This is a genomic window from Amycolatopsis anabasis, from assembly GCF_009765355.1.
Taxonomy (GTDB): Bacteria; Actinomycetota; Actinomycetes; order Mycobacteriales; family Pseudonocardiaceae; genus Amycolatopsis; species Amycolatopsis anabasis.
Genome location: NZ_VTHK01000016.1, coordinates 23,146 through 47,418, shown reverse-complemented (window position 1 = coordinate 47,418; position 24,273 = coordinate 23,146). Strand labels below are relative to the sequence as shown.

Annotated in this window: 25 protein-coding genes; 11 read left to right on the top strand and 14 right to left on the bottom strand. The window is 69.9% G+C overall.

The window, feature by feature from the left end:
• From boxB to FXO23_RS21635, 6 genes are all read left to right on the top strand, one after another.
• The gene (gene boxB, locus FXO23_RS21660) at positions 1 to 1,422 is read left to right on the top strand and encodes a benzoyl-CoA 2,3-epoxidase subunit BoxB (RefSeq protein WP_158887210.1); all 1,422 of its coding nucleotides are present in this window, start codon (positions 1 to 3) and stop codon (positions 1,420 to 1,422) included.
• A gap of 14 nt (positions 1,423 to 1,436) precedes the next feature.
• Complete coding sequence (locus FXO23_RS21655; protein WP_158887209.1) at positions 1,437 to 2,999, top strand: benzoate-CoA ligase family protein; 1,563 nt, start codon at positions 1,437 to 1,439, stop codon at positions 2,997 to 2,999.
• 161 nt (positions 3,000 to 3,160) lie between these two features.
• Complete coding sequence (locus FXO23_RS21650; RefSeq protein ID WP_158887208.1) at positions 3,161 to 4,012, top strand: HAD-IIB family hydrolase; 852 nt, start codon at positions 3,161 to 3,163, stop codon at positions 4,010 to 4,012.
• A 15-nt stretch (positions 4,013 to 4,027) separates the two neighbouring features.
• Entirely contained in the window at positions 4,028 to 5,110 is a 1,083-nt protein-coding gene (locus FXO23_RS21645; protein ID WP_158887207.1) for a phosphotransferase, read from the top strand.
• 14 nt (positions 5,111 to 5,124) lie between these two features.
• A complete protein-coding gene (locus tag FXO23_RS21640) occupies positions 5,125 to 5,310 on the top strand; it encodes a tautomerase family protein (RefSeq protein ID WP_158887206.1) in 186 nt (61 codons plus the stop codon).
• Entirely contained in the window at positions 5,307 to 6,245 is a 939-nt protein-coding gene (locus tag FXO23_RS21635; protein WP_158887205.1) for an LLM class flavin-dependent oxidoreductase, read from the top strand. Before FXO23_RS21640 ends, FXO23_RS21635 begins: the two co-directional genes overlap by 4 nt.
• Here FXO23_RS21635 and FXO23_RS21630 read toward each other — a convergent pair.
• The 8 genes from FXO23_RS21630 to FXO23_RS21595 all read right to left on the bottom strand — a co-directional run bounded on the left by FXO23_RS21630 (position 6,231) and on the right by FXO23_RS21595 (position 13,281).
• The gene (locus tag FXO23_RS21630) at positions 6,231 to 6,596 is read right to left on the bottom strand and encodes a hypothetical protein (protein WP_158887204.1); all 366 of its coding nucleotides are present in this window, start codon (positions 6,594 to 6,596) and stop codon (positions 6,231 to 6,233) included. The two genes, FXO23_RS21635 and FXO23_RS21630, sit on opposite strands and share 15 nt — an antisense overlap.
• Before the next feature lie 394 nt (positions 6,597 to 6,990).
• Complete coding sequence (locus tag FXO23_RS21625) at positions 6,991 to 7,821, bottom strand: PaaX family transcriptional regulator (RefSeq protein WP_281356568.1); 831 nt, start codon at positions 7,819 to 7,821, stop codon at positions 6,991 to 6,993.
• Between the two features lie 225 nt (positions 7,822 to 8,046).
• Complete coding sequence (locus tag FXO23_RS21620; RefSeq protein ID WP_158887202.1) at positions 8,047 to 8,409, bottom strand: DUF2203 domain-containing protein; 363 nt, start codon at positions 8,407 to 8,409, stop codon at positions 8,047 to 8,049.
• 37 nt (positions 8,410 to 8,446) lie between these two features.
• Positions 8,447 to 9,331 carry a hypothetical protein gene (locus FXO23_RS21615; RefSeq protein ID WP_158887201.1) on the bottom strand — a complete coding sequence of 295 codons (885 nt, stop codon included), beginning with the start codon at positions 9,329 to 9,331 and terminating at the stop codon, positions 8,447 to 8,449.
• A gap of 82 nt (positions 9,332 to 9,413) precedes the next feature.
• Positions 9,414 to 10,256, bottom strand: coding sequence for an SAM-dependent methyltransferase (locus FXO23_RS21610; RefSeq protein WP_158887200.1), 843 nt, complete (start codon positions 10,254 to 10,256; stop codon positions 9,414 to 9,416).
• A 65-nt stretch (positions 10,257 to 10,321) separates the two neighbouring features.
• Positions 10,322 to 11,305, bottom strand: coding sequence for a zinc-binding dehydrogenase (locus FXO23_RS21605; RefSeq protein ID WP_158887350.1), 984 nt, complete (start codon positions 11,303 to 11,305; stop codon positions 10,322 to 10,324).
• A gap of 5 nt (positions 11,306 to 11,310) precedes the next feature.
• Positions 11,311 to 12,447 carry a J domain-containing protein gene (locus tag FXO23_RS21600; protein ID WP_158887199.1) on the bottom strand — a complete coding sequence of 379 codons (1,137 nt, stop codon included), beginning with the start codon at positions 12,445 to 12,447 and terminating at the stop codon, positions 11,311 to 11,313.
• 108 nt (positions 12,448 to 12,555) lie between these two features.
• Positions 12,556 to 13,281 carry an ANTAR domain-containing protein gene (locus tag FXO23_RS21595; protein WP_158887198.1) on the bottom strand — a complete coding sequence of 242 codons (726 nt, stop codon included), beginning with the start codon at positions 13,279 to 13,281 and terminating at the stop codon, positions 12,556 to 12,558.
• 332 nt (positions 13,282 to 13,613) lie between these two features.
• Between FXO23_RS21595 and FXO23_RS21590 the strand changes: the two genes are divergently transcribed.
• Positions 13,614 to 14,426 carry a GAF and ANTAR domain-containing protein gene (locus FXO23_RS21590; protein ID WP_158887197.1) on the top strand — a complete coding sequence of 271 codons (813 nt, stop codon included), beginning with the start codon at positions 13,614 to 13,616 and terminating at the stop codon, positions 14,424 to 14,426.
• Here the strand turns inward: FXO23_RS21590 and FXO23_RS21585 are convergent.
• The 3 genes from FXO23_RS21585 to FXO23_RS21575 are packed head-to-tail and all read right to left on the bottom strand — an operon-like array spanning position 14,344 to position 17,385.
• Complete coding sequence (locus FXO23_RS21585) at positions 14,344 to 16,203, bottom strand: CheR family methyltransferase (RefSeq protein ID WP_158887196.1); 1,860 nt, start codon at positions 16,201 to 16,203, stop codon at positions 14,344 to 14,346. The two genes, FXO23_RS21590 and FXO23_RS21585, sit on opposite strands and share 83 nt — an antisense overlap.
• Complete coding sequence (locus FXO23_RS21580; RefSeq protein WP_158887195.1) at positions 16,203 to 16,805, bottom strand: chemotaxis protein CheB; 603 nt, start codon at positions 16,803 to 16,805, stop codon at positions 16,203 to 16,205. Before FXO23_RS21580 ends, FXO23_RS21585 begins: the two co-directional genes overlap by 1 nt.
• A gap of 49 nt (positions 16,806 to 16,854) precedes the next feature.
• Positions 16,855 to 17,385 (bottom strand): MarR family winged helix-turn-helix transcriptional regulator, encoded by a 531-nt coding sequence (locus FXO23_RS21575; RefSeq protein ID WP_218952117.1) that lies wholly within the window; start codon positions 17,383 to 17,385, stop codon positions 16,855 to 16,857.
• Positions 17,386 to 17,490: 105 nt separating this feature from the next.
• Here FXO23_RS21575 and FXO23_RS21570 point away from each other — a divergent pair, with 105 nt between their 5' ends.
• The 4 genes from FXO23_RS21570 (at position 17,491) to fahA (ending at position 22,242) form a co-directional block, all read left to right on the top strand.
• Positions 17,491 to 18,453 carry an MBL fold metallo-hydrolase gene (locus FXO23_RS21570; RefSeq protein ID WP_158887193.1) on the top strand — a complete coding sequence of 321 codons (963 nt, stop codon included), beginning with the start codon at positions 17,491 to 17,493 and terminating at the stop codon, positions 18,451 to 18,453.
• A gap of 174 nt (positions 18,454 to 18,627) precedes the next feature.
• Positions 18,628 to 20,241, top strand: a complete 1,614-nt coding sequence (locus FXO23_RS21565) for an FAD-dependent monooxygenase (protein WP_158887349.1) — start codon at positions 18,628 to 18,630, stop codon at positions 20,239 to 20,241.
• Entirely contained in the window at positions 20,213 to 21,049 is an 837-nt protein-coding gene (locus FXO23_RS21560; RefSeq protein WP_158887192.1) for a hypothetical protein, read from the top strand. The genes FXO23_RS21565 and FXO23_RS21560 overlap by 29 nt, the downstream gene beginning before the upstream one ends.
• Before the next feature lie 2 nt (positions 21,050 to 21,051).
• A complete protein-coding gene (gene fahA, locus FXO23_RS21555) occupies positions 21,052 to 22,242 on the top strand; it encodes a fumarylacetoacetase (protein ID WP_179956834.1) in 1,191 nt (396 codons plus the stop codon).
• 60 nt (positions 22,243 to 22,302) lie between these two features.
• Here the strand turns inward: fahA and FXO23_RS21550 are convergent, their stop codons facing one another.
• From FXO23_RS21550 to FXO23_RS21540, 3 genes are read right to left on the bottom strand one after another with little or no spacing between them, the layout of a single operon-like run.
• The gene (locus FXO23_RS21550; protein WP_158887190.1) at positions 22,303 to 23,169 is read right to left on the bottom strand and encodes an alpha/beta fold hydrolase; all 867 of its coding nucleotides are present in this window, start codon (positions 23,167 to 23,169) and stop codon (positions 22,303 to 22,305) included.
• Positions 23,170 to 23,210: 41 nt separating this feature from the next.
• A complete protein-coding gene (locus tag FXO23_RS21545; protein WP_158887189.1) occupies positions 23,211 to 23,390 on the bottom strand; it encodes a DUF397 domain-containing protein in 180 nt (59 codons plus the stop codon).
• The gene (locus FXO23_RS21540; RefSeq protein WP_158887188.1) at positions 23,359 to 24,228 is read right to left on the bottom strand and encodes a helix-turn-helix domain-containing protein; all 870 of its coding nucleotides are present in this window, start codon (positions 24,226 to 24,228) and stop codon (positions 23,359 to 23,361) included. Before FXO23_RS21540 ends, FXO23_RS21545 begins: the two co-directional genes overlap by 32 nt.
• Positions 24,229 to 24,273 lie beyond the last annotated feature (45 nt).

Sequence of the window (24,273 nt, the reverse complement as noted above, 5' to 3'; positions counted from 1 at the left end):
GTGCCCGAGAAGATCGACTACGACGCGAAGATCCCGAACAACGTCGACCTCGCCGAGGACCGGCGCCTGCAGCGCGCGCTGGAGGGCTGGCAGCCGAAGTTCATGAACTGGTGGGGCGAGATGGGGCCCGCGCTGCGGACCCACGGGGTCTACCTGCGCACCGCGGTGAGCGTCGGGCGCGCGGGCTGGGCGCACTTCGACCACGTCAACGTGCCGGACTACCGGTGGGGCATCTTCCTCGCCGAGCGGGAGTCCGACCGGCGGATCGCGTTCGGCGAGCACGCGGGGGAACCCGCCTGGCAGCAGGTGCCGGGGGAGTACCGCGCGGACCTGCAACGGCTTATCGTCATCCAGGGGGACACCGAACCCGCGTCGGTCGAACAGCAGAAACTGCTGGGCCTGACCGCCCCGAGCCTTTACGATCTGCGCAACCTCTTCCAGGTCAACGTGGAGGAGGGGCGGCACCTGTGGGCGATGGTGTACCTGCTGCACGCCTACTTCGGCCGGGAAGGCAGGGAGGAGGCCGAGGGCTTGCTGTACCGCAACTCCGGCAGCCCGGACACCCCGCGGATCCTCGGCGCGTTCAACGAGGAGACCGCGGACTGGCTGGCCTTCTACATGTTCACCTACTTCACCGACCGGGACGGCAAGTACCAGCTCGGCACGCTGAAGGAGAGCGCGTTCGACCCGCTGTCGCGGACGTGCGAGTTCATGTTGAAGGAAGAAGCGCACCACATGTTCGTCGGCACCACCGGGGTGGACCGGGTGGTGCGGCGCAGCGCCGAGCTGATGCGCGAGCACGACACCGCCGACATCGCCGCGCACGGCGGGATCCCGCTGCAGATCATCCAGAAGTACCTCAACTTCCACTACACCGTCTCGCTGGACCTGTTCGGCAGCGAGACCTCGACGAACGCGGCGAACTACTACACGGCCGGGCTGAAGGGGCGGTGGAAGGAGACTCGCCGTAAGGACGACCACCGGCTCACCGAGGACAGCGCGTTCCTGGACCGGCCCCGCGACGACGGCACCTGGACCCGGGACGAGGTCCAGGCGCTGCTGGCGCTCAACCTGGACCTGCGCGGCGAGTACATCGCCGACTGCGAGACCGGGGTCAACCGCTGGAACAAGATCCTCGCCGAGCACGAGATCGGGTTCCGGTTCGCGCTGCCGCATCCCGGCTTCAACCGGAACGTCGGCCTCAACGCGGGCCACCACGTCACGCCGGAGGGCGCCATCGTGGACGCCGAGACCTGGGAACGCGGCCGGAAGAAGTGGCTGCCCACCAGCGAGGATCTCGCCTTCGTCCGCTCGCTCATGCATCCGGTCTACGAACGCGGCAAGATCGCCAGCTGGGTCGCGCCGCCGAGCAACGGGATCAACGGCAAGCCGTTCGATTTCGAATACGTGTACCTCCCCTGACCGAGGCGGAAACCATGGCGACCGCTCCCACCACGTTCAACGCCACCGATTACCTGGTCGACCGGCGGATCCGGGCGGGGGACGGCGAACGCCCGGCGGTCGTCACGCCTGCGCGCACGCTCGCCTACGCGGACCTGGCCGCCGAGGTGCGCCGGGTCGCTGGCGGGTTGCGCGCGCTCGGCGTGCGGCCGGAGGAGCGGGTGCTGATGTGCCTGCCGGACGACGTCGAACTGTTCACCGCGATCCTCGCCACGCTGTACCTCGGCGCGGTCGCGGTCCCGGCGTCGACCATGCTCACCGGGCCCGAACTGGGCACCCTGGTCGCCGATTCGCGGGCCCGCGTGGTGCTCGGTGCCTCGGCGTACGGGGATGCGGTGCGCGCCGCCGTGTCCGCCGCGCCCGAGGTGGACGAACTCCTGTTCACCGACGACTGGCCGCGGCTGACCGGCGCGGGGGAGGTCGGCGAACCGTACCCGACCTGGCCGGACTCGCCCGCCCTCTGGATGTACACCTCCGGCACCACCGGTACGCCGAAGGCCGCCATGCACCGGCACGTCGACGTCCGGCTCGTGGCGGAGAACTACGCGCAGCAGGTGCTGCGCATCGCCCCGGGGGACCGGTGCCTGTCGGTCGCGAAGCTGTTCTTCGCCTACGGGCTGGGCAATTCGATGTTCTTCCCGCTGTCCGTCGGCGCCACCGCGCTGCTGGAACCGGCCCGCCCCACCCCGCGGCTGCTCGCCGAACGCGTGGCCCGCGACCGGGCGACGCTGTTGTTCGGCACCCCCAGCTTCTTCGGCCCGCTGCTCGCCAGTGATGTCCCCGACGATGCGTTCTCCTCGGTGCGCCAAGGGGTTTCCGCGGGCGAGGCGCTGCCGCCGAGGATGTTCCACGGGATGGCGGAAAGGTTCGGCGTCGAGGTGCTCGACGGCATCGGCTCGACCGAGATGCTGCACATTTTCATCTCCAACCGCCCGGGGCAGGTGCATCCCGGCTCCTCGGGCACCCCGGTCCCCGGCTACGACGTCGAAATCCGCGACGAACGCGGCGTGGTGATCGACGCCGAGGGGCGAGCGGGTGAGCTGTACGTGCGGGGTGAGACCGCGGCGACCGGGTACTGGTGCCGGGCGGCCACCTCGCGGCGGGTGTTCCTCGGCGACTGGGTGCGCACCGGCGACACCTACGTCCGCAACGCCGACGGCACGTTCAGCTGTCTGGGCCGGTTCGGCGACATGCTCAAGGCCGGTGGCATCTGGGTCACCCCGAGCGAGGTCGAGGATCGGCTGCTCGACCACCCCGACATCGCCGAGGCCGTGGTGGTCGGGGTGCCCGACTCCGACGACCTGGACAAGCCGGTGGCCTGCGTGGTCCCGGTGCCGGGAAAGCACGTCGATTCCGCTGAGATCATCGCCTGGTGCCGCGCCGGGCTGGCCGCGTTCAAACGGCCCCGGGCGGTCCTCGAACTGACCGAGCTGCCGAAGACCGCCACCGGCAAGATCCGGCGTAATGTCCTGCGCGAGCTGGTTCGTGACGAATTGGACCCGTCGAATTATTTAACCGGCGAAACTGCGCTGAAATAGCGAATTAACCGGACTTCCTTGTGAGCCGCTTCATAGGTATTCCAGCTTGACCTTTGCCGTTCTGGCACCCGTATCCTTCCCCTTGTTCCGGGGCATGCCAGTTCTTTTTCACGAGACAGAATTCAACGCCGATACTGTCGTGATTCGGCAAAGGAAAAGCGTTGTTAAAGGAAGAGTCATCGATTCGCCTGATCGTCGTCGACGTGGACGGCACGCTGATCGGATCCGATCTGGAAATCGCGAGCGTCGACGTCGACGCGCTGAACCGGGCAGGCGATGCCGGGGTGGTGCTCGCGGTCGCCACCGGCAGGCCGCTCGCCTCGGCCCTGCTGCTGGCCGAGGCGGTGCCCGGGCTGCGCTACGTCCTGCCGTCGAACGGCGGTGCGGTGGTGTCGGTCGGCGACCGGAAGGTACTGGACGAAGCCCGCGGGTTCGCACCGGAAACCCTTGCGTGGCTGACCGAACTGGGCGCGGAGCACGACGTGGCCGTCAACCTCTACACCGCGACCGAATGGCACGCGAACCGGTGGGACGACCGGGTCGCGCTGGAGGCCCGGCGGTGCGGGGTGGAGCCGCGCATCGGGCGGTCCTGGACGGGGATCGCCGAACCGATCGTGAAGCTGATGTACATCGGTCCGCCGGAGGCCGTGGCGCGCCTGCGCGCGCGGCTGGAGCCCCGGGCGGATCTCACGCCGTGCTCCACCTACTACGGCGAATACCTCGACGTGGGCCCGGCCGGAGTTTCCAAGGGCACCGCGTGCGACGCGCTGACGCGTCGCCTCGGCCTGCGTGCCGGGCAGGTGCTGGCGGTGGGTGACGGGGAGAACGACATCCCGTTGTTGTCCGGGGCAGGCACCGCGGTCGCCGTGCGGGACGCGCATCCCGGCCTGGTGGATGTCGCGTCCCACCTCACCGTTCGTTGTTCCGAAGGCGCCGTCGCCGCCGCCGTCGACGGCCTGGTCTTCCACGACCCCGACGCTCGCGCGCGGCTCTGGCAGCGCGCGACCTCCTAGGAAAAGGACCTCGCGATGAAATTTCAGAGCAGCGCCCTTCTGGAACGCCCGGAAGGCGGCAGTATCAACGAAATCCGGTTCGGCGAGGACACCGTCGTCAAGAGCTATTCGGGCCCGATCGCCCGTGGCTACCAGAAGCTGCGCGAGGAGTACTACTGGCTGTCGAGCCTGCCCGCCGAGTTGGTGTCCTCGTTCACCAAACCCGTTCTCTACACCGACGCCGCGGATCCGCACGTGGTGGAGCTGCACCTGGTCCGGGAACCCAAAGTGGCGGTGGCGAAAGGGATCCTGCGCGGCCAGCTGTGCGCGACGCAGACCGGGCAGATCGTCCAGCACGCCCTGCGCTTCCTCACCGAGCGGCTGTACCCGCTGCGCGGTGGCCCGGAATCCAGCGGCGCCATCTACCGGCGCTACCACGGCGGCCGGTTGGCGCTCGCGGTCGAGCACCTCCGGAAGCATCCGGTCATCGGCGGCATCATCGAGGCCAAGGAACTGACCGTGAACGGCCTCACCTGCCCGCCCGTCTCGGTTTTCCTGTCCTGGCTGGAAGATCGGCACGAACAGTACTTCGCGCCCAGCCGGATGGTGGCGATGCACGGCGACACCCACCTGGACAACATCCTCACCAGCACCGGCTGGGACACCGCACCCGAGCTGACGTTCATCGATCCGCGCGGTGACCTGGTCGGCCCGCCGCACTACGACTTCGCGAAACTGCTCAAGGCGCTGGAAGGGCACTACGACGTAATCCACTATGGACGGTGCGCGGTCGGCCAGCGGCAGAGCGGTTGCCGTACGGAACTGTACCTGGAGGTCGACCGTTCCTTCGACCGCCACTACGCCCGCGGCCTGGAGGCGGCGCTCGCCGAGGTGCCCGCGTACGCCGACGCCGAAGGCGTGTGCGTCGAGGACTTCATCCGCGCCACCCTGGTCGCCGAATGCGCCCATGTGCTGAGTTTCAGCTTCTACCACGCCTACGCGCCCGAACCGGACGTCGACCGGGTCCGGGCCTATCTGGCGATTTTCGCGCTGATGGCACGGCGGTTGACCACGGGCCAGGACCATCTCCTGGCGGGCGAACCGCTGCTGCGGGACTGAGAGGGGAATCGACCATGCCGGTGGTGAACATCCAGCAGCTGACCCAGAGCGTCGAGGCGAAGCGCAAGGTGGCCGAGGCCGTCACCGATGCCCTCGTCGTGCACTACGGCGTCGATCCGGAGAAGGTGCAGGTCTTCTTCCACGAATCCGATCGGGAGAGCTGGGCCAAGGGCGGGAAGCTGGGGGTCGACCGCGGATGAGGATCGGTCTGCTGGTCGAGACCCAGGAGGGCGTCACGTGGCCGTCCTGGCTGGCGATCGCGCACGCGTGCGAGTCGGCCGGGCTCGAGGGGCTGTTCCTGTCCGATCACTACCTTCCGTTGCGCGGCAAGACGGAGGACGACGACCACGAGGCCCTGGACGCGTGGACACTGATCGCCGCGCTGGCGGCCCGCACCGAGCGGCTGCGGTTCGGCACTCTGGTCACCCCGGTGACGTTCCGCCATCCCGCGGTGCTCACGAAGGCGGTCGCGACGGCCGATCATCTCAGCGGCGGCCGGGTGGAACTCGGCCTGGGCACCGGCTGGTACGCCGACGAGCACCTGGCGCTCGGCCTCCCGTTTCCGTCCACAAAGGACCGGATGGTGCTGCTCGAGGAGCAGTTGTCCCTGCTGCGCCGGTTCTTCGCACCCAAGGCCGACGCGTTCCACGGCCGCCACTACCGCACGGAGCCGGTGGAGCTGCGCCCCACCGCCCGCCCGCCGATACTCGTCGGGGGAGAGGGCGGCCCGAAGACGATCCGCCTGGCCGCCGCCTGGGCCGACGAGTACAACACCATCCGCGCCTCGCCCGCGGAATGTCGCGAACGCGCCCACCGGGTCCGCCGCGCCTGGGCCGACGCCGGACGCGATCCGGCGACCGCTCGCCTGTCCCTGATGACGACCTGCGTCACCGGCCGCGACGAGCGCGAGGTCGCCGACCGCCTGCGGCTCGTCCTGGATCGCTACGGTCGCGCCGATCCCGACGGTTTCCGCGCCAAACTGAGCCGGGAAGCGATCGTCGGCACCACCGAGCAGGTCGCTGAGCAGGTGCACGCCCTGGCCGCCGCGGGGGTCACCCGGGTCGTGCTCCGGCATCTGCTGCCCCGCGACCTCGACATGATCGAACTGATCGGTGCGGGCTCAGAGGTCCGGTAGCGGGTCCGGGGGCGCCAGGTCGCGCGAGGTGAGTTCGGCGTCGGCGGCGTTGATGACCGAGACGTATTCCTCGTCCACCTCGTACTCGATGCCGTTGAGGGTGAACCACGGCGTCAGCTGGGTGTCCACCGGGCCCAGGCGGAGGTTCCGCGGATTCCTGGAGAGCACGGACTTCGGCGTGGTCCTCCGCCAGAAGCCCGTGGACAGGATCGTGATCGCTTGCCGGCTCGCCACGATGATGACGCTGGGAACCGCGCTGCCCACGACCTCGGCGGGAAAGACGTAGTGGATCTCGTCGTCCGGCTCGAGAAAGCCGCGGATGCGCTTGCGGACCGCTGACGACACGGGCATGCCATCAGGCTACCGGAGCATTTGACCCGCGGGGAGCGTGGACTGGTTCGGGTTGACCGGGGTAGGTGCCGCCGGTCGGGGTGGTGATGGCACCGCCGGGGTGTGGTTCGAACCGCCAGCCGGGTTGGTCTTCGAGGTAGTGGTCGCGTTCGCACCAGCCGCCGAGTTCCACACTCAAGCAAGTGAACTCCACACTCAGGCAAGCGAAATACACACTCGGGAAACCGAAATACACACTCGGGACCGTCCCGCGACACCGCGCGGCTTCCCGGCGCCCACCGCGATCGGGAACCCGCCGGGTGCCGCGGCCCGAATGCGCCCTGCGTGGTGCCGAACGTGCAACTCGTGTGCCCGAGTGTGCAATTCGCGGGCCTGAGTGTGCAACTCGCGGCGGTCAGGCCGCGTCTTCGGCGTCGACCAAGGTGGCCCAGTGCCGCTGAGCCGCCGGGCGCCACTCCACATGCCTGCGGTGGAAGAGTTCCGCCGCCTGCACCCCGCTCCAGTTCCCGGGCAGCAGGCGCACCGGCAACCGGGGATCCAGGAACGGAAACCGCCGCCACTCGTGCACCAGCCGCGTCTGCGCGTGCAGCACGGTCGCCCCGGTCGTGGGATTGAGATCGGTGAACTCGTCGATGAAGTCTTCGTACCGGTCTTCCAGCGCGCTGAGATCCCAGGAGCGGGCCACCATCGCCTCGACGTCGCCGATCTGGCCGTAGGACGCGACGAACGACATCGCCTCGCGGTCGAGGTTCAGCTCGGCGACGATCCGGGCCGCCTCCTCCTGCCGTCCGGTGTCCGCGCTGACCCACACACCGGGCGCGGGGGAGCCGAACCCCGCCCAGGTCAGGCGGGTGCGCAAGCTGTGCCGGAGGTCGCGTTTGGCCTCCGGGACCGAAACCAGCAGCATCAGCCACCGGCCGTCCCACTGCCCGCGATCGCGGCCGAATTCGTAGATGCGTTGCGCGCCCTCGGTGAGCAGGTCGCGGCTCGGCCGGGTGAGCGACCACCGCACCCGGCGGCCGACGCGTTCGGACTCCAGCCAGCCCTCGGCGGCGGTGCGGGCCAGCGCCTGGCGCGCGGACTTCTCCTCGACGTCGAACATGCCGAGCACCTCGACCAGGGTCGAGGTCCACACCGGACGGTCGCGGGGCAGGACGAACTCACCGAGCACCGTCATCAGGAGCGACCGGGCGCTGGTGTGGCTGACCTCCCGGCGCCTGCTCATGGTCGGCCGAGCGCCGCCCCCATTGGCCTCCCCCATCCTGCTTCACCGACCTCACTTCGCCCGCGTCGACTTGGCCCCCCGGCTCACTCAGCGTACCTGCGCGGCAACAAGATCGGATCGTTCCGCACCCCCGGCGCGTCATGCGGACCGGTCCGGAGCGACCGCTCGAAGATCGAATTGTGCGGTGCGCAGGAAGAACGCCGTTCCCGGCGGCCTCCGAAACCTTCACGGAATGCGGCGGCGTCCGGCGAAACCGATGTCGGCGCGGTGGTACCACGCCAGGTCCTGGTCGCCCTCCAACCAGCACAGTAGCACCGGAATTCCGTCGAATTCGGCCGGGAAATCGACCAGCAGCGGGGCGAACCCCTTCAGCTCGGCGCCGGTTTGCTGCACGGTGCTCATCAGCTCGTCGAGCCGGGCCTGGGCGGCCTTCAACTCGGGCAGGCCGCCCAGATCGGTCGGCGTTCCGCCGGGAGTCAGCGAGGCGGCCAGTTCCGCAGCGTCCGCGCGCAGGGTGATCAGTTCGTCGAGCACCGGCCGCAACCGGGCCAGCTCGGATCGTGCTTCCGGCACGGTGAACAGTCCCATGCCCAGAGCGTCCCACCACCGCGCGCGGCGCCGGTGGTCAGCCCCGGTTGTTCGCGCGCAAGATTTTGAACGCGCGAACCGTGGCCCAGCCGTGCCATTCGAAGGATCCGGCGGGGGAGAACGAGCCCCAGTCGACGGTCCAGCCGCCCTCCGCGGTCTGCTCGGCGGCGAGCTGGTCCAGTTCGGCCTCGATCCGGTCGGCGGGGAAGAGGTCCCGGAGCGGCCGCCCCGGATCCGGGGCGAAGTCCAGCGGCCGCATCGCCTCGTCCGCGAGCCCGCCCTCGACCGGCAGCGAGCCGGTCGACGGGATGAAGCCGCCGAGCCGCCGCAGTTCGGCGTCCGCACCGGGCACCACGTCGTGGACGGCGTCGAGGAACTGCAACGCGTACCGGAATTCCAGCGCGTGGCCGGGGCCGTCGAGTTCCGCGATGCGCCGCATCGAGTGGTCGGTGGCCCGGGCGAGCCAGTCGTGGCCGGCCACGGCCTCGTCGTGCCGGGCGATCCGGTGCGCGATCGCGGCGAGCATGCTCGTCATGTGCAGCGACGACTCGCCCGGATCCGCGGAGACGAAGAACGGCGCGCAGCCGACCGGATCGGGGATGGGCAAACCGAAGGGCAGGCCGCCGTCGGGCAGCGTGATCGAGCCCAGCCAGTCGCAGAGCAACGCCGTCTCGGGGGCGGTGACCGGGGCGATCTCCTCGAACACCTCGAACGCGTGCAGCGCGCTCACCGGCTGGCTGGTCGCCGACCGGAGATCCGGTTCGAGCCCGGAGCCGTAGCCGCCGTCGGCGTTGCGGTATCCGGCCAGCACGGCGAGTGCGGCCTCGGCCGTGCCCGTGCCGGTGAGCAGTTCGAAGCGGCGCCGGTCCAGCAGCCGCCCGTGGGTCGCCAGGAATGCGGGGATCTTGTCGAAATCGGTCACGCCGTCATCATGCGTGCCCGTCGCCCCGGTTTCTTGAACGGATCGGTCATGTCCCCCGTACGGGAAACACGCCGTACCGGGATCACGGTTTGCGCGCGACTCCGGCGAGGATCCGGGACTGGGAGGGGGCGTCGAACAGGCTGTTGCCGTCCGGATGCCACGCCGGGGCGTACACCAGGCCGGGTTCCAGCAGTTCCCAGTCGCCGAAGAACCGGATGAACTCCTTGGCCGTGCGCAGCTGACCCGGGTTCGTGGTGCGCGCGTAGTAGTCGTAGAGCTTCTCCAGGGCGAGCCGCTCTTCCTCGTCGACCGGGTTCTCGTCGGTCATCGTGGAGAGCACCAGCAGCGAGCCCGGTGCGAGCTGCTCGCGGTAGAACTCCAGCACGCCGTCGGGATCCTGCTCGTCCTTGACGAAGTGCAGCACCGCGGACAGCACCAGCGCCACCGGTTCCCGCGTGTCGATGATCCCGGTGTCTTCCACCCGGGCCCACAGATCGTGCGGGGCCAGCAGGTCGCCCGCCATCGCGTGGTGGCGTTCCGGGTCCGCGGTGTCGGCCAGCAGCCGTTTCGAATGCGCCAGCGCGATCGGTTCGTTGTCGACGTAGAGGACCCGGGTGTCGTGCTCGGGGCGGACCTCGTCGGCGATCTCGTGCACGTTCCCGGCGGTGGGCAGGCCGGAGCCGATGTCGATGAACTGCCGGATGCCCAGCTCGGAGCAGTGGCGCACGGCCCGGCCGAGGAACTGGCGGCAGGTCTTCGCGTAGTCGGCGATCCGGGGGATCAGTTCGATCACCTGGTCGCCGAACGCGCGGTCGATCGCGTAGTTGGTGTCGCCGCCGATGAAGTAGTCGTAGACCCGTGCGGCGGAGGGCCTGTCGAGGCTGTTCTCGATGGCCGCCAGGACCTCCGCGTCGTCTGCCGTCACAAGGCGCTCCCAGGCTGTCAGAAATTCACGTGATCGGATGCTACCGCCAACCCGTCCGGGTCAGCTCATTCGATCACGAGCACCAACTTGCCGAACTGGTCACCCCTGGCCAGTTCGGCCAGCGCCTTCGGCCCGTCGGCCAGCCGGAACGTCTGGTGCACGATCGGGCGCAGCCGGTGCTCGGCGACCAGGGCGAGCATGTCGTGGAACTCGCTCGCGCTGCCCATCGACGTGCCCAGCAGGCTGATCTGCCGGAAGAACAGTTCGCGCAGGGAGAGCGAGACATCGGGCCCGGTGGTCGCGCCGAGGCTCACCAGCCGCCCGCCGGGACGCAGGACCGACAGGCACGCCGTGAAGGTGGCGGTACCGATGCTGTCCACGACCAGGTCGACCGGGCGGGCGAGTTCGGCCCGCCAGTCGGCGTCGCTGAGCACGGCGTGGTCGGCGCCCAGTTCCCGCGCCCGCCGCAGCTTGTCCGCGCTGCGCGAGGTCACGCTGACCGTCGCCCCGGACGCCTTCGCCATGGCCAGGGCGATCGTCGCCACGCCGCTGCCGATGCCCGGCAGCAGCACGTGCTCCCCGGCGCGCAGGCCGCCGCGGGTGAACAGCGCCCGGTAGGCGGTGACCGCGGACAGCGGCAGCGCCGCCGCCTCGGACCAGTCCAGATGCGCGGGCTTCGGCACCGCGTTGCGCGCCGGGACCACGACGTACTCGGCGAACGTGCCGTCGCTGGGCCCGCCCAGGATGTCCGGGACCTCGGGCACCTCGGCCGGGTCCGCCCAGCCGAGGGTCGGATCGATGATCACCTCGTCGCCGGTCGCCAGCGCCACACCGTCCCCGGTCGCCGCGACCACCCCGGCGCCGTCGGCGCCGAGCACCACCGGCGCGTCCCCGGCCGAACGGCCGCCGGCGACGAACAGGTCGCGGTGGTTGAGCCCCGCCGCCCGGAGCCGGATCAGCACCTCGCCGGGGCCGGGTTCGGGGACGGCGGTTTCGGCGAGCCGAACCCCGGCCAGGCCGGGGGAACCGGAGTGGGTCAGCGAGATCATCTTCGTCACCCCGCCGACACTACCTGCCCCAGGACCTTGCGGAACGTGTCTCCGTCCACAGTGGATGGCTTGGCGGCCAGCCAGTCGCCGATCTCCCGGACGAACTGCTCCGGCGTCATCGGCGGCGCGGGCACGTCGATCTCCGGTTCGGTGGTGACCCGGCCCGCGCGCATCGGGTAGATGATCACCGCGCCGCGGATCTCCACCTCCGGCAGCAGGTCCTGGTACGCCGAGATCGCGCCGGGCAGCCGGGTGGCGCCGCCGCGGAACAGGTGGTCGTCCCGCCACAGCGCACCGGTCTCGTCGACGCTGTAGTGCCCGGGCGGCCACAGCTTCGATTCGATCAGGACCAGCCGCCGCCCGGAGAGCACGGCGTGGTCGACGTCGGCGAACACCGAACCCGGCCAGGCGAGGCTGTGGAAGATCCGGGCCCCGGGCAGCCGGGTCAGGTAGCGGGACAGCAGTTCCGCGGTGAGCTGTTCCCCCCACTGGTCGCGGTCGGCGCCCGCGCGCCCGAACACCACGTCCTCGCCGAACTCGTCGAGCAGTTCCCGGTTCGCCCGTTCGGCGGTGAGGTGGCGGCGGACCAGCCAGATCCCGATGGCCACCACGATCGCCGCCATCGCCAGCCAGATGACCAGCACCGGCGTGGCGAACTCGACCGGCAGCAGGAGCAGGATCAGCAGGAGCAGCAGCCCGCCGCAGGCGACCAGCAGGGTGGCGTGTCCCGCACCGTCCCGCGGGGCGTCGCGCTTTCCGGTTCCGGCGTGCTGCCACCACTCGATGGTGTCCGGGTCGATCTCGGCGACGTTCGGGATGAAGCCCGGATCGTCGCCGAAGTCGCGCCGCCGGGGCCGCCCCGGGCGGCGCCGCCGGACCGGGGCGCGGGTGGCCGTGCGGTGCGGCGCCTGGGCGGGCACCTCCGCGGCGGTCCGGGCGCGGTCGTACTCGGCCCGCCGGGCCGGGTCGTTCAGCGTGTCGTAGGCGACCTGGAGCAGCCGGAACGTGCCGGGGGTCCCGCCGGTGTCCGGGTGCAGCGCCTTGGCCAGGGACCGGTACGCCGACTTGATCTCCGTCGCCGACGCGGTCCGGTCCACGCCGAGCAGTTCGTAGTAGTCGACCTCGTGCACGACTCCGCCCATCTTCCGCAGTTGCGCCGCTACGATATGCGGTCGCGGGCGGACGCGCCGCCCCGGGCGGACCTGGTCATTCCACTGTGGACAGTGCGGGTCCCGGGCCTGGGCAAAGGGTCAGTGGAGCGGCAATCGCCCCCGGACGACCTGGTGGGCGACCTGGTCCAGGGTCTTGTTCTCGGCGAAGGCGTGCGCGCGGAGCAGTTCGAGCGCGTCGGCGACCTCGCATCCGACCTGCGCCGACAGCATGCCGACGGCCTGATGCACCAATGGCTGGTGGTCGCCCTCGTCGAACAGTGGAAGCCGGGGGATGCCGTTCTCGTCGAACGCGTCGTTGTCCGGGGAGACGAGCACCGATCGGGTGATCGCGTCCGCGATCGTGGTCAGGCTTTCCGGCCGCGCCGCCCGAGGACCGAACACCGCGAGCGTGCCCAGGCAGATCCGGTCGACGCGCAGCGGGGCGGCGGCCACCGTGTCGATCCCCAGCTGGGCCAGGGCAGGCCCGTAGTGCGGCCAACGCGTGGTGAGTTCGGCGCCGGAGGTGGTGAGGAGTCCCCGGGCGGCGGAGCAGTCGTGTACCGGGCCTTCGCCGAGGATGCTTTCCAGGTCGTGCGCGGCCCTCGCGAGCGAATTGGAGGTGGCCACCAGCACCTCGGTGTGCTCGGGACCGAGCAGGACGACGGCCGCGCTCTCCGCGCCCGAGGTGTTCGCCACGGCCGCCATGAAGCTGGGCGGGTTCGTCTTCGCCTTCGGCGCGGCGTCGAGCCATCTCAGCAGGCGGCGGGCGTGTTGTTCGTGGATGACGCAGCTCGCGCGGTGGCACTGTTCATTCCGGCGGTGCAAGGTTGCCGCACCTTCGTGCAACCGGCGTCTCGACTCGGGGGCCGTGCGGGCCAGACGTTCGTGCCGGAGTGCGAACTCGGCGCTACGGGCTGCCCGCTGGCGCGCGATATGTGCTCGCATCAACGCGATGCGGGCACTTTCGCGATATTCCGCGAGCGCGTTCATCAGCCGAGCATACGCCGGGTGATCGGTTGTCCGTTCGGTCACGGCGGAGTCACCCCGTTGCCGTAGAAAACCGCCCTTGAGGGCACCGGTTTCGGTCCAGGGCAGCGCAAGCGCGCAATTTGCCCCTAGAGTGGACGCGGGCGCGCCAACCTGAGGAAGGTCGCTACTTGGACAACCGCGAGGCATGGTTGGCCGAGACCGTGGTGGAACTGGCAGACCTGCAGTTCGGGAACCAGGACCCAGCGGACTCGTTCGGTCAGCTAGTACGCCGGTACACGGAATTGCTCGCTCCCGCCGAGGTCAGCCTGTTGACGGGAGACGAGCAGGGGGAATTGCGACCCCGGGCGGCGACGACCGAGCAAACGCACGCGCTCGCCTTGCTGCAATTGGGGCACCGGGAAGGTCCGTGCGTGGACGTTTACCGCTCCGGTGGGAAAATCCTCAACCAGCACCTCGACGAGGCGGACGCGCGCTGGCCGGTGTTCACACCCGTGGCCGTCGCCGCGGGTTTCCAGGTCGTGCACGCCCTGCCGCTGCGGCACCGCGCCACCATGATCGGTGTGGTCGGCGTCTTCGGCCGGGACGCGCGGATGCTTCCGGAATCGGAAGCGGGCCTCGCCCAGACGCTCGCCGATCTCGTCGCCATCGGTGTTCTGCAGCAGCGGGCGATTCGGCAGCACACCACGCGATCCGATCAGCTGCAGCAGGCACTGGTCAGCCGGGTGGTGATCGAACAGGCGAAAGGGGCGGTCGCGGCCCGGCTCGGGATCGGCGTGGACCGGGCGTTCAATCTGTTGCGCGAGCACGCCCGGCGGCACGGGCGGCGATTGCACGAGGTCGCGGGGGAGGCGGTGCGCGGCGCGCTGCCGATGACCGCGCTCCTGGCCGGACGGACCGTCATCCCCGGGAACTCTCCTCCATCAGCAGAACCACGCCCTCGCTCTGGCCGTCCAGCGGAGAACAGACGACTGAACACGTGATCGTTCGGCCGATCCGGTTCACCGCATCGAGGGAAAGCGGCCCGGTCCGCCGTTTCGAGGACAGGCATTCTTGCACGACCTCGCGGAGGTCCGCGGTCGGCAGCCCGAAATCCAGGGTGAAGAAAACCTGCTGGCGCACCTCGTCGGAACGCAGCCCCCAGAGGTCCTCGGCGCCGCGGTTCCAGCTGCGCACCCGCGTCTCGGCGTCCAGCACCACCACCCCCGCGGCGACGCTGGACAGCACCCCCTCGAGGAAGGTCCGGGCTTCGTCCAGCTCCCCGGTGCGGATCCGCATCTCCTCGTTCATGGTCTCCAGTTCCTCGTTGCCGGACTGGAGTTCTTCGTTGGTGGTTTCGAGTTCTTCGTTGGTCGACTGGAGTTCTTCGTTGGTGGTCTCCAGTTCCTCGATGCTGGACTGGAGTTCTTCGTTGGTGGTTTCGAGTTCTTCGTTGGTCGACTGGAGTTCCTCGTAGGCGGTCTCCAGGTCCTCGCGGTTGCGCTTCACCTCGTACTGCAGACGGGTGGCCAGCGTGGTGTCGACGAACACCACGGAGGTGCCGACGGCCACGCCGTCCCCGCTCCACAGCGGTTTGATCAGGATGTCGACGTACTGGACCTCATCGGCGCCCATCCGCCGTTCCACCGAGTTGACCCGTACACTTCGGCGTTCGGAATGCGCCTGCTCGATGAGTGATCGCAGCTCGGCCGGGCGGTAGGAGATCTCCAGGTCGCGGAAGGGGCGGCCCACGTCGTGGGAGGTCAGGCCGAACTGGCCCCGGGCCTGCCCGTTGATCAGGACGACCACGCCGTCGAGGTCGATGCCGACCGTGGCGTTCGGCGCACTCTCCAGCACGAGATCGTTGAGCAGGCGTTTCCGGCTTGCCTGCCGCGGATCCCCGCTCGTGGTGCTGTCGAACTTGACCGGGGTCGGCTGCTGCGGCGATCCGGCGGTCCCGGAGCGGCGCCGGAAGATCCGCTGCCGCATGCTGGCCACGTCGAACCGGTCGCCGTCGGAGAGCAGCATCTCGGCCTTGCCGAGGAACAGGTACCCGCCTTCGCGCAGCGCGAAGTGGAACCGGTCCATGATCTGCGACTGCGCCTCGACATTGAAGTACATCAGCGTGTTCCGGCAGACGAGCAGATCGAGCCGGGAGATCGGGGCGTCCCGGGTGATGTCGTGGCGGCCGAAGATCACCCGGCGGCGGAGGTCGGAGTTGAAGAGGAACTGGGCGCCGTTGGGTTCGAAGTACTTGTCGCGGATCTCCGTGGGCAGCAATTCCAGGGATTTCGCGGAATACAGGCCCGCGCGGGCGTCGCGCAACGCCTCTTCGTCGACGTCCGTGCCGTAGATCTTCACCCGCTTGGCGCATTCGGCGACGCCGAGCGCCTCGGCGAAGATGATCGCGAGCGAGTACGCCTCCTCACCGCTGGAGCAGCCCGCACTCCACACCCGGATCTCGTCGTCGGGGTCCCGGCCGTCGAGCACTTCGGGCAGCACTTCGCGCTGGAGGAAGGTCCAGGTCTCGGCGTCCCGGAAGAAGCTGGTGACGTTGATCAGTATCGTGTTGAAGAGGAACCGGAACTCCTCCGCGTTGCTCTCCAGCCGATCCCGGTAGTCGACGTAGGACGAGATGTTCACGTCGTTCATCCGCTTGCGAATGCGCCGGGTGAGTGACGACCGCTTGTACCCGGTGAAGTCGAAGCCCCGCGAATCGCGAATGAAGTTCAGCAGTTCCTCAAGATCATCGTTCGCGGTCTCTTCCGATTCGAGCGCCATCACGTCCTCCCTGCGTCGACCAGACCTTGGAGGACGCTAACGATCTCATCCAGGGGCAGCACGAAGTCGACCACACCCGTTCCGACGGTCGCCTGCGGCATGCCCCTGAACTCGGCGGACTCCGGATCCTGGGCGATGACCGTGCCGCCCCGGGACTTGATCGCGGTCGTGCCCATCGACCCGTCGACGCCGGACCCGGTGAGCACGCAGGCGATGGCCCGGCTCCCGTACGAGGCCGCGACCGACTCGAACAGGAGATCTGCCGAAGGGCGGACGAAGTGCACCAGTTCGGTGCTGGTCAGGGACAACGTCCCGCCCGGGTCGACGAGCAGGTGGCGGTTGGGCGGCGCGACGTAGATCGTGCCCGGCTTGACCTTCTCTTCGGCCTCGGCGAGCTTCACCGCCAGTTGGGTGCGGCGGCCCAGCACTTCGGCGATGACCGTCTCGTGCCGCGGATCGAGATGCTGGACGAGCACCAGGGGAGCGGGAAAATCCTTCGGCAGCCCCCCGAGCAGGCGGCTGAGGGCCGCGATACCGCCCGCGGAGGAAGCGACCGCGACGATCTCGAATCGTTCGGTGGACTCACCGTGCTCGGGAACCATACGAGAAGCCTATTGAACCTGCTGGTCGCCGGGTACACCGATCCGCCGGTCAGGCGCGCCGGCGGGCGACCGCGGCGGCCGGTCCGGCGATCATCTTCTCCAGCAGCCCGGTCAGCGTTTCTCGTTCCGATGTGGACAGTGTGGACGCCCAGGCCTGCTCGCGCTCGTTGTGCGCGGTGAAGGCGCTGGTGATGGCGTCGTGCCCGGCTTCGGTGAGGCTGAGCCGGACCGACCGGCGGTCCTGCTCGGCGGGTGTGCGGTCCACCAGGCCGTCCCGCTCCAGGGTTTTGGTCAGCGCGGAGACCGCGGCGCGGCTCATCCCGGACAGTTCCGCGATCCGCCGGGGTTCGGCCGGTCCGGCCAGCCAGAGCACGAACAGCACCCGGAACCCGGGCCAGGACCAGCCGCGCGGCCGGTGCACCGCGGACTCCACGTCGTAGACCAGCATGCTGGTCAGCCGGTGCAGGGTGAGGACCAGGCGCATCGCGCCGAGGTCGACCTCCGGCAGTTCGCGCGCGGTGCGCTCGACCGCCACGTCGATGAAGGACCAGAAGTCGGGTTGCTCGGGCTGCGCTGTCACCGGGCGATCGTAAATCGAGAAAGCGGGAGCGACCCCTTCCCCCGGCGCGCCCGGTTCTCTACGCTGCGACATAGTCAAAGGTTTTACTAGTTAGCGGGGTGTGCGATGGCGACGAAGCCGTTCGCCTCCTCGGCCGATCTGGCCGAGAAGGAGCAGACGCTCGAGGTGCTCGCCGACGGCGTGTACGCGCTGACCGCCGAGGGTGATCCGAATGTCGGGGCCATCGAGGGCGAGGACTTCCTCGTCTGCTTCGAGGCGCTGGCCACCCCGGTCGCGGCGGCCGACTGGCTCGCGCGCCTGCGCGAGCACACCGACAAACCGATCCGCTACCTGGTGCTCTCGCACTACCACGCGGTCCGCGTGCTCGGCGCGTCCGCGTTCGACGCCGACGTGATCGTGGCCCACGAGAACACCCGGGCGCTGGTGGCCGAGCGCGGGCTGGAGGACTGGAAGAGCGAGTTCGAGCGGATGCCGCGGCTGGCCAAGCAGGCCGATTCGGTACCCGGGCTGACCTGGCCCACGCTGACCTTCTCCGACCGGCTGACCATCGACCTCGGCGGCGACCGGGGTGATCTGGTGCTCCAGTACTGCGGGCGCGGGCACACCGAGGGCGACCTCGTGGCCTGGCTGCCCAAGCACAAGATCCTCTACGCCGGTGACCTGGTCGAGGCCGAGGCCGCGCTGTACACCGGGGACGCCTTCCACCGCGACTGGTCGACGTCCACTTTGGACAAGGTGGCCGCGTTCGAGGCGGAGGCGCTGATCGGCGGCCGGGGCGCGGTGACGCACGGGCGGGCCGCCGTGGACGCCGCGATCGGGCAGACCCGGCACTTCCTCGAGGTGATGATCCGGGAGGTCGGCGCGGTCCGCGAACGCGGCGGCACGCTCAAGGAAGCCTTCGAGAACACGCACGCGGCCCTGGTCGACCGATACGGCCGGTGGCCGATCTTCGAGCACTGCCTGCCGTTCGACGTGTCCCGCCTCTGGGACGAGCTGTCCGGGGTCGAACGCCCGGTCATCTGGACCGCCGACCGGGACCGCGAAGTCTGGAACCAGCTCCAGGACTAGGCGGGTGGCCGTCGTGACCGTGACATTCGCTGCCCCGAGTGTGGAACTCGCGTGCCTGAGTGTGCAATTCGCTGTCCCGAATGTGGAACTCGCCGAGCGGCCACGCGCACCGGCGAGTTGCACGTTCGCGCACGCGAGTTCCACATTCAGGCACGAGCGGTGGGACGGGTGACCATGGGCGGCGAACCGGGACGGGTGGCGGTGGTGGGCAACGGGCCGGTCGGCCAGACCACCGCGTTGCTGCTGGCCCGCTGGGGAGTGCCGGTGCTGGTGCTGGAGGCGGCGCCGCACCGGGATCCGGTGGGGTCCAAGGCGATCTGCCAGCAGCGGGACGTGCTCGACGTGTGGGAGACGATCGGCGTCGGCGCCCGGCTCGCCGCCGAGGGCGTCACCTGGACCACGGCCCGGACGTTCTTCCGCGACGCGGAGCTGTTCTCCTACACGATCGCCGACCCCGGCCGGGCGTTCTTCCCGCCCTTCGTGAACATCTCGCAGGCCCGCACCGAGGAACTCCTCGACGAGCGGATCGCCGCCGAACCCCGGATCGAGGTGCGCTGGGGACATCGGGTCACCGCGCTGGAGCAGGACGCCGGGGGAGTGCGGCTGGTCTGCGCCACCGACCGCGGCGAGGCGGAGTTCGCGGCCCGGTACGCGGTGCTCTGCGCGGGCGCGCGGGCCGAATCCCTGCGTGCCCGGCTCGGCGTCACGTTCGACGGGCAGTCGTTCGACGACCGGTTCCTGATCTGCGACATCCGCGCGGATCTGCCCGGCTGGGCCAGCGAGCGCCGGTTCTACTTCGACCCGGTGTGGAACCCCGGGCGGCAGGTGCTCATCCACCCGTGCCCGGATTCGCGGTTCCGGATCGACTGGCAGGTGCCCGCCGACTACGACCTCGCCGCCGAGGAGGAGTCCGGCGCGCTCGACCGCCGGATCCGCGACATCATCGGCGACTCGGCCTACGAGATCATCTGGAAGTCGGTGTACCGCTTCCAGTCCCGGGTCGCGAGCCGGTTGCGCGTCGGCCGGGTGCTGCTCGCCGGGGACGCGGCGCACCTGATGTCCCCGTTCGGCGCGCGGGGCCTGAACTCCGGCGTGGCCGACGCGGAGAACGCGGCCTGGAAGCTGGCTTTCGCGTGCCACGGCTGGGCGGGGGAAGACCTGCTGGAGAGCTACCACCACGAACGGCACGCGGCCGCGCGGGAGAACCTGGAGATCACCACGGCCACCATGGATTTCCTGGTGCCGCAGGACGAACGGCAGTGGGAACGGCGGCGTTCGGTGCTGGAGCGCGCGGTAACCGACCCGTCGGCGCGCGGCGAGGTCGATTCGGGACGGCTCGCGGAACCGTTCTGGTACGTGGATTCGCCGTTGACCACGCCCGATCCCGGCCGCCCGTTCGCCGGGCGCCCGCCGCGCGGTGCGGCGCCCGCCGCGGGCCCCGGCGTGCTCGTGCCCGATGTTCCCTTCGCGACCGGCCGGTTCCGCGAACTCGCCCGCGATGGCCTGCTCCTGCTGGCGACCCCCGGGACGGACCCGGCCGCGGCGCGGGACGCGCTGGCCGGGTTCGCCGGGCCCGCGCGCCTGCTCGAACTCGGCGCCGACGGCGAACTGTGCACCGCCCTGGGCGCCCGGGACGGGGAACTGTGGATCATCCGGCCCGACGCGCACGTGGCCGCCGTGCTGACCCGGCCCGCCCGGGACCAGGTGGCCGCGGCGCTCGCCCGCGTCCTGGCCATCCCGACACCGAAGGAGGAAACCCGTGACCACACCGTGGGCCGGGCTGGTTGACGACGCGGCGCTGTTCCCACCGGGCAACGCGCCGCTGCCCGAAGCGGTCCCCGCGCATCACGCCCATCACGCGGCCTGGTACGCCGAGCTGGTCGGGCCGTTCGTGTTCCCCGCGACCCGGCTCGGCGAGCTGCCGGGCGTGCGCGACCTCAAGGTGAGCCTGACCGCGCCCGCGGGACCCGACGGGCTGGCCGAAGCCGTGCGCGCGGTGACCGGCGCGGACGGGCTCGAGCTGGCCGCGATCGAGGCGGCGCTGCCCGCCGGCACTTCGCTGAGCGAGCTGACCGGCGTGCTGGCCGCCTGCCTGCCCCCGGGCGCGGCCGGATACGTCGAGGTGCCGCGCGGCGCGAACCGCTCGGCCGTGCTCGACGCGCTCGCCGGAACGCCGTACCGCGCCAAGTTCCGGACCGGCGGGCTCACCGCGGACGCGTTCCCGGACGAGCCGGAACTGGCCGACGCCGTCGCGGGCTGCGTGCGCCGGGACCTGCCGTTCAAATGCACCGCCGGGCTGCACCACGCGATCCGGCACACCGCGCCGGACACCGGATTCGAACACCACGGCTTCCTCAACGTCCTGCTCGCCACCGACGCGGCCCTGGCCGGGGCCGATCCCGCGGACCTGGTCGCGATCCTGGCCGAGCGCGAGAAGGACCGGGTGCGCGATAGTGTCGCCGCGCTGGCCGCGAACCGGCTGGCGGCGGCGCGCCGCCTCTTCCTGTCCATCGGCAGTTGCAGTGTCGCCGAGCCGGTCGACGATCTCGTCGGCCTCGGCCTGCTGACCGCCCCCGAACCGCACGGAGACCGTTGAAGATGACCTGGCTCGACCTGCCCGCCGACACCCCCTTCGGCCTGGCCAACCTGCCCTACGGCGTGTTCGTCCGGGACGACGACCGGCCCCGGGTGGGGGTGCGGATCGGCGACTCGGTGCTGGATCTGGCCGCGGCCCTGGACGATCCGACCTTCGCCCGGTCGTCGCTGAACGAGTTCCTCGCCCAGGGGCGCGCTCGCTGGACCGAGGTGCGCTCGCGCGTGCGCGAACTGCTCACCGACGCCCGGCACCGGGACGCCGTCACGCCGCTGCTGGTGCCGCTCGCCGAGGTCCGGCTGCTGCTGCCGGTCGAGATCGGCGACTACGTGGACTTCTACGCCAGCGAGCAGCACGCGAGCAATGTCGGGCGGATGTTCCGGCCGGGCGCCGAACCGCTCACCCCGAACTGGAAGCACCTGCCGATCGGGTACCACGGCCGGTCGGGCACCGTGGTCGCCTCGGGCACGCCGATCGTGCGCCCGTCCGGGCAGCGCAAGGCCCCGGCCGACCCGGCGCCGACCTTCGGGCCGTCCCGGCGGCTGGACATCGAGGCCGAGGTCGGGTTCGTCGTGGGCACCGGTTCGCGGCTCGGGGAACCGGTGGCGCTCAAGGACTTCCCGGAGCACGTCTTCGGCGTGTGCCTGGTCAACGACTGGTCGGCGCGGGACCTGCAGGCGTGGGAGTACGTGCCGCTGGGCCCGTTCCTGGGCAAGTCGTTCGCGACCTCGGTGTCGCCGTGGATCGTGCCGCTGGACGCGCTCGAGGAGGCCCGGGTCGCCCCGCCCGCGCGGGATCCCGAGCCGTTGCCGTACCTGCGCGACGGCGACGAGCACTGGGGCCTGGACCTGACCCTCGAGGTCCGGCTGAACGGGCACGTCGTGGCGCGCCCGCCCGCGGCGACCCTGTACTGGACCGCGGCGCAGCAGTTGGCGCACATGACCGTGAACGGCGCCTCGCTGCGGCCGGGGGACCTGTACGCCTCGGGCACGGTCAGCGGTCCGGAGCGGGAGCAGTTCGGCTCGCTGCTGGAGCTGTCGTGGGCGGGGGAGACGCCGATCGAACTGCCGGACGGCGGCACCCGGACCTTCCTCGAGGACGGCGACGAGGTCACCATCACCGCGACCGCCCCCGGCCCGGACGGCACCCGGATCGGCTTCGGCGAGGTGACTGGGCGGGTGGACCCGGCCAGGTGAGCAGAGCCGCCGATTGTGGGGGTCGTGAGTGTTTGGACCGGTTCTAACCGGCGTAAACGCTCACGACCCAGCCAGCCAGGTGAGCAGGGTGGAGGCGGTGCGGGCGGGCTGGTCTTCGGCGGTGTAGGTGTAGGAGCCGGGGATGGTGCGGAGGTCGGCGTCCAGGGCGCGGGCGTAGTTCCGCGCGTGGGCGAGGGGGAAGACGCGGTCCTCGGCGGCCCAGGCGAGCAGGACCGGTTTGCCGAACCGGTCGGGGAGGAGTCCGGCCGCCCGCCTGCTGTGGCGTTCCGACACGCTGCCGATGGCCCGGCGACCGTCCGCGCGGATCGCCGGATCCTCCAGCACGGGCCGGACGTATGAGCGCATCACCTGGTCGTCGATCGGGAACTTGGCGAGCCAGCCGTAGGTGTTCCGCCACCGCCAGGTCCGCCGCAGCCGCAGGACCTGGTAGAGCGCGCGATGGGTCGCCGGAGTCGAAGCGGCGGCCTTGAGCAGGCCGAAACCGCCCGGGTTCGGCGGCCAGGAGCACTCCGGCGTCTCGCAGGAGTTCAGCACCAGGTGGCCGATCCGCTCGGGATGTGCGACGGCCGCGAGTTGGCTGTAGGCGCCCCCGGAGTCGTTGCCCAGCAAGGTGACGTCGGTGAGATCGAGCGCCTCGAGGAGTTCGGCGATCATCCGCGCGATACCGGGCGGGGAGAGGTCGGCCCCGGGCATGGGAATGGTGTGGGAGCCCAGCGGCCAGTCCGGGACGACGCAGCGGTAGTGCGCGGACAGCAGCGGCACGAGCTTGCGCCACAGGTTCGCGTTCACCAGGTAACCGTGCGCGAACACGATCGTCGGCCCGGTGCCGACTTCATGCACCGAGAGCGCACCCGAGGACAGTTCGACCCGACGGGCCGGGCCGAGGGCAGGATCGCGCCAGGTCATGGCCCGAACGCTAGCTCAAGAGGGGGGTTCTTGCAATCGTTCTAAGAAGTCTTGATCGCGGCGACGAAGGCCGCCCAACTCTGTGACGAAAGGTTCAGACTGCCGCCACCCCGGTCCTTGGTATCCCGCACCTGGGTCCGCCGAACCCCGAGAGCCACCTCGATACAGTCGCCGTTCTCGCCCGTGTAGCTAGAGGTCCTCCACCGGGGGTGTGCTGTCATCTCGGTTCCTCCATCTGCCCACGGCTTCAGCGGCGAACCTGATCGACTCCTCTGGGCTCAGGCCCGCTTCCACAATCCTAGTCTCCGCTTCCTTGTAGGCAGTGACATCTTCGTTGTCAAAGAGAAACACCCCACTGCGGTGGTGCTCCAGGTGCACAATCGATGGTGCAGCGGCGAAGTTGTACGTGATGAACGGTCCGATGAGTCCGGGGTGCCAGCCCTCCCCGATCGGCACTACGCGCAGGGTGATGTTCTCCCGCCTGGCAGCGAAGACCAGATACTCGAGTTGTTCCGACATGACTTCGGCCCCGCCGATCACCTGCCGCAGCGCCAACTCACTGATGAGAGCGGTGAAACGTACCGGCTGCCGACCGTTCAGGATCTTCTGCCGAGATAGGCGGAGCTGAACCTTTGCTTCGGCTTCCGGAGTGTGCTGACCGATAATCGCGCGGGCATAGTCGCCGGTTTGAAGAAGCCCCGGAATGGCTCCCAGCGACCAGTTGACTATCGAGGTGGCATCGCGTTCGCATTCGATCGCTCCCGCGAGCTGCTGAGTCACTCCTGGGGCGCCCACGGTGAGCCAGTCGGGTATGGATACTGGGCGGGCGAGATCGAAAATCTCCGCTCGTCGCTTGCGGGGTACGCCGAGCGCGAAGAGGTAATTGGCTACCTCTTCGAGGCTCGGCACACGTACAGCCGTTTCCCAGTAGCTGACCACCGACGGCGAGATCTCCATTATCGCGGCGAGTTTCCGGAGACTGATGCCGGTCGATTCGCGGGCTTGGCGAAGGGCTCCGGCGAGCGCGCGCGCCCGCGGTCCGAGAGTGTTCGCTGACATGGAACGAAAATACGGGGAAACGCGCTGTTCGTGGTTCACACGATG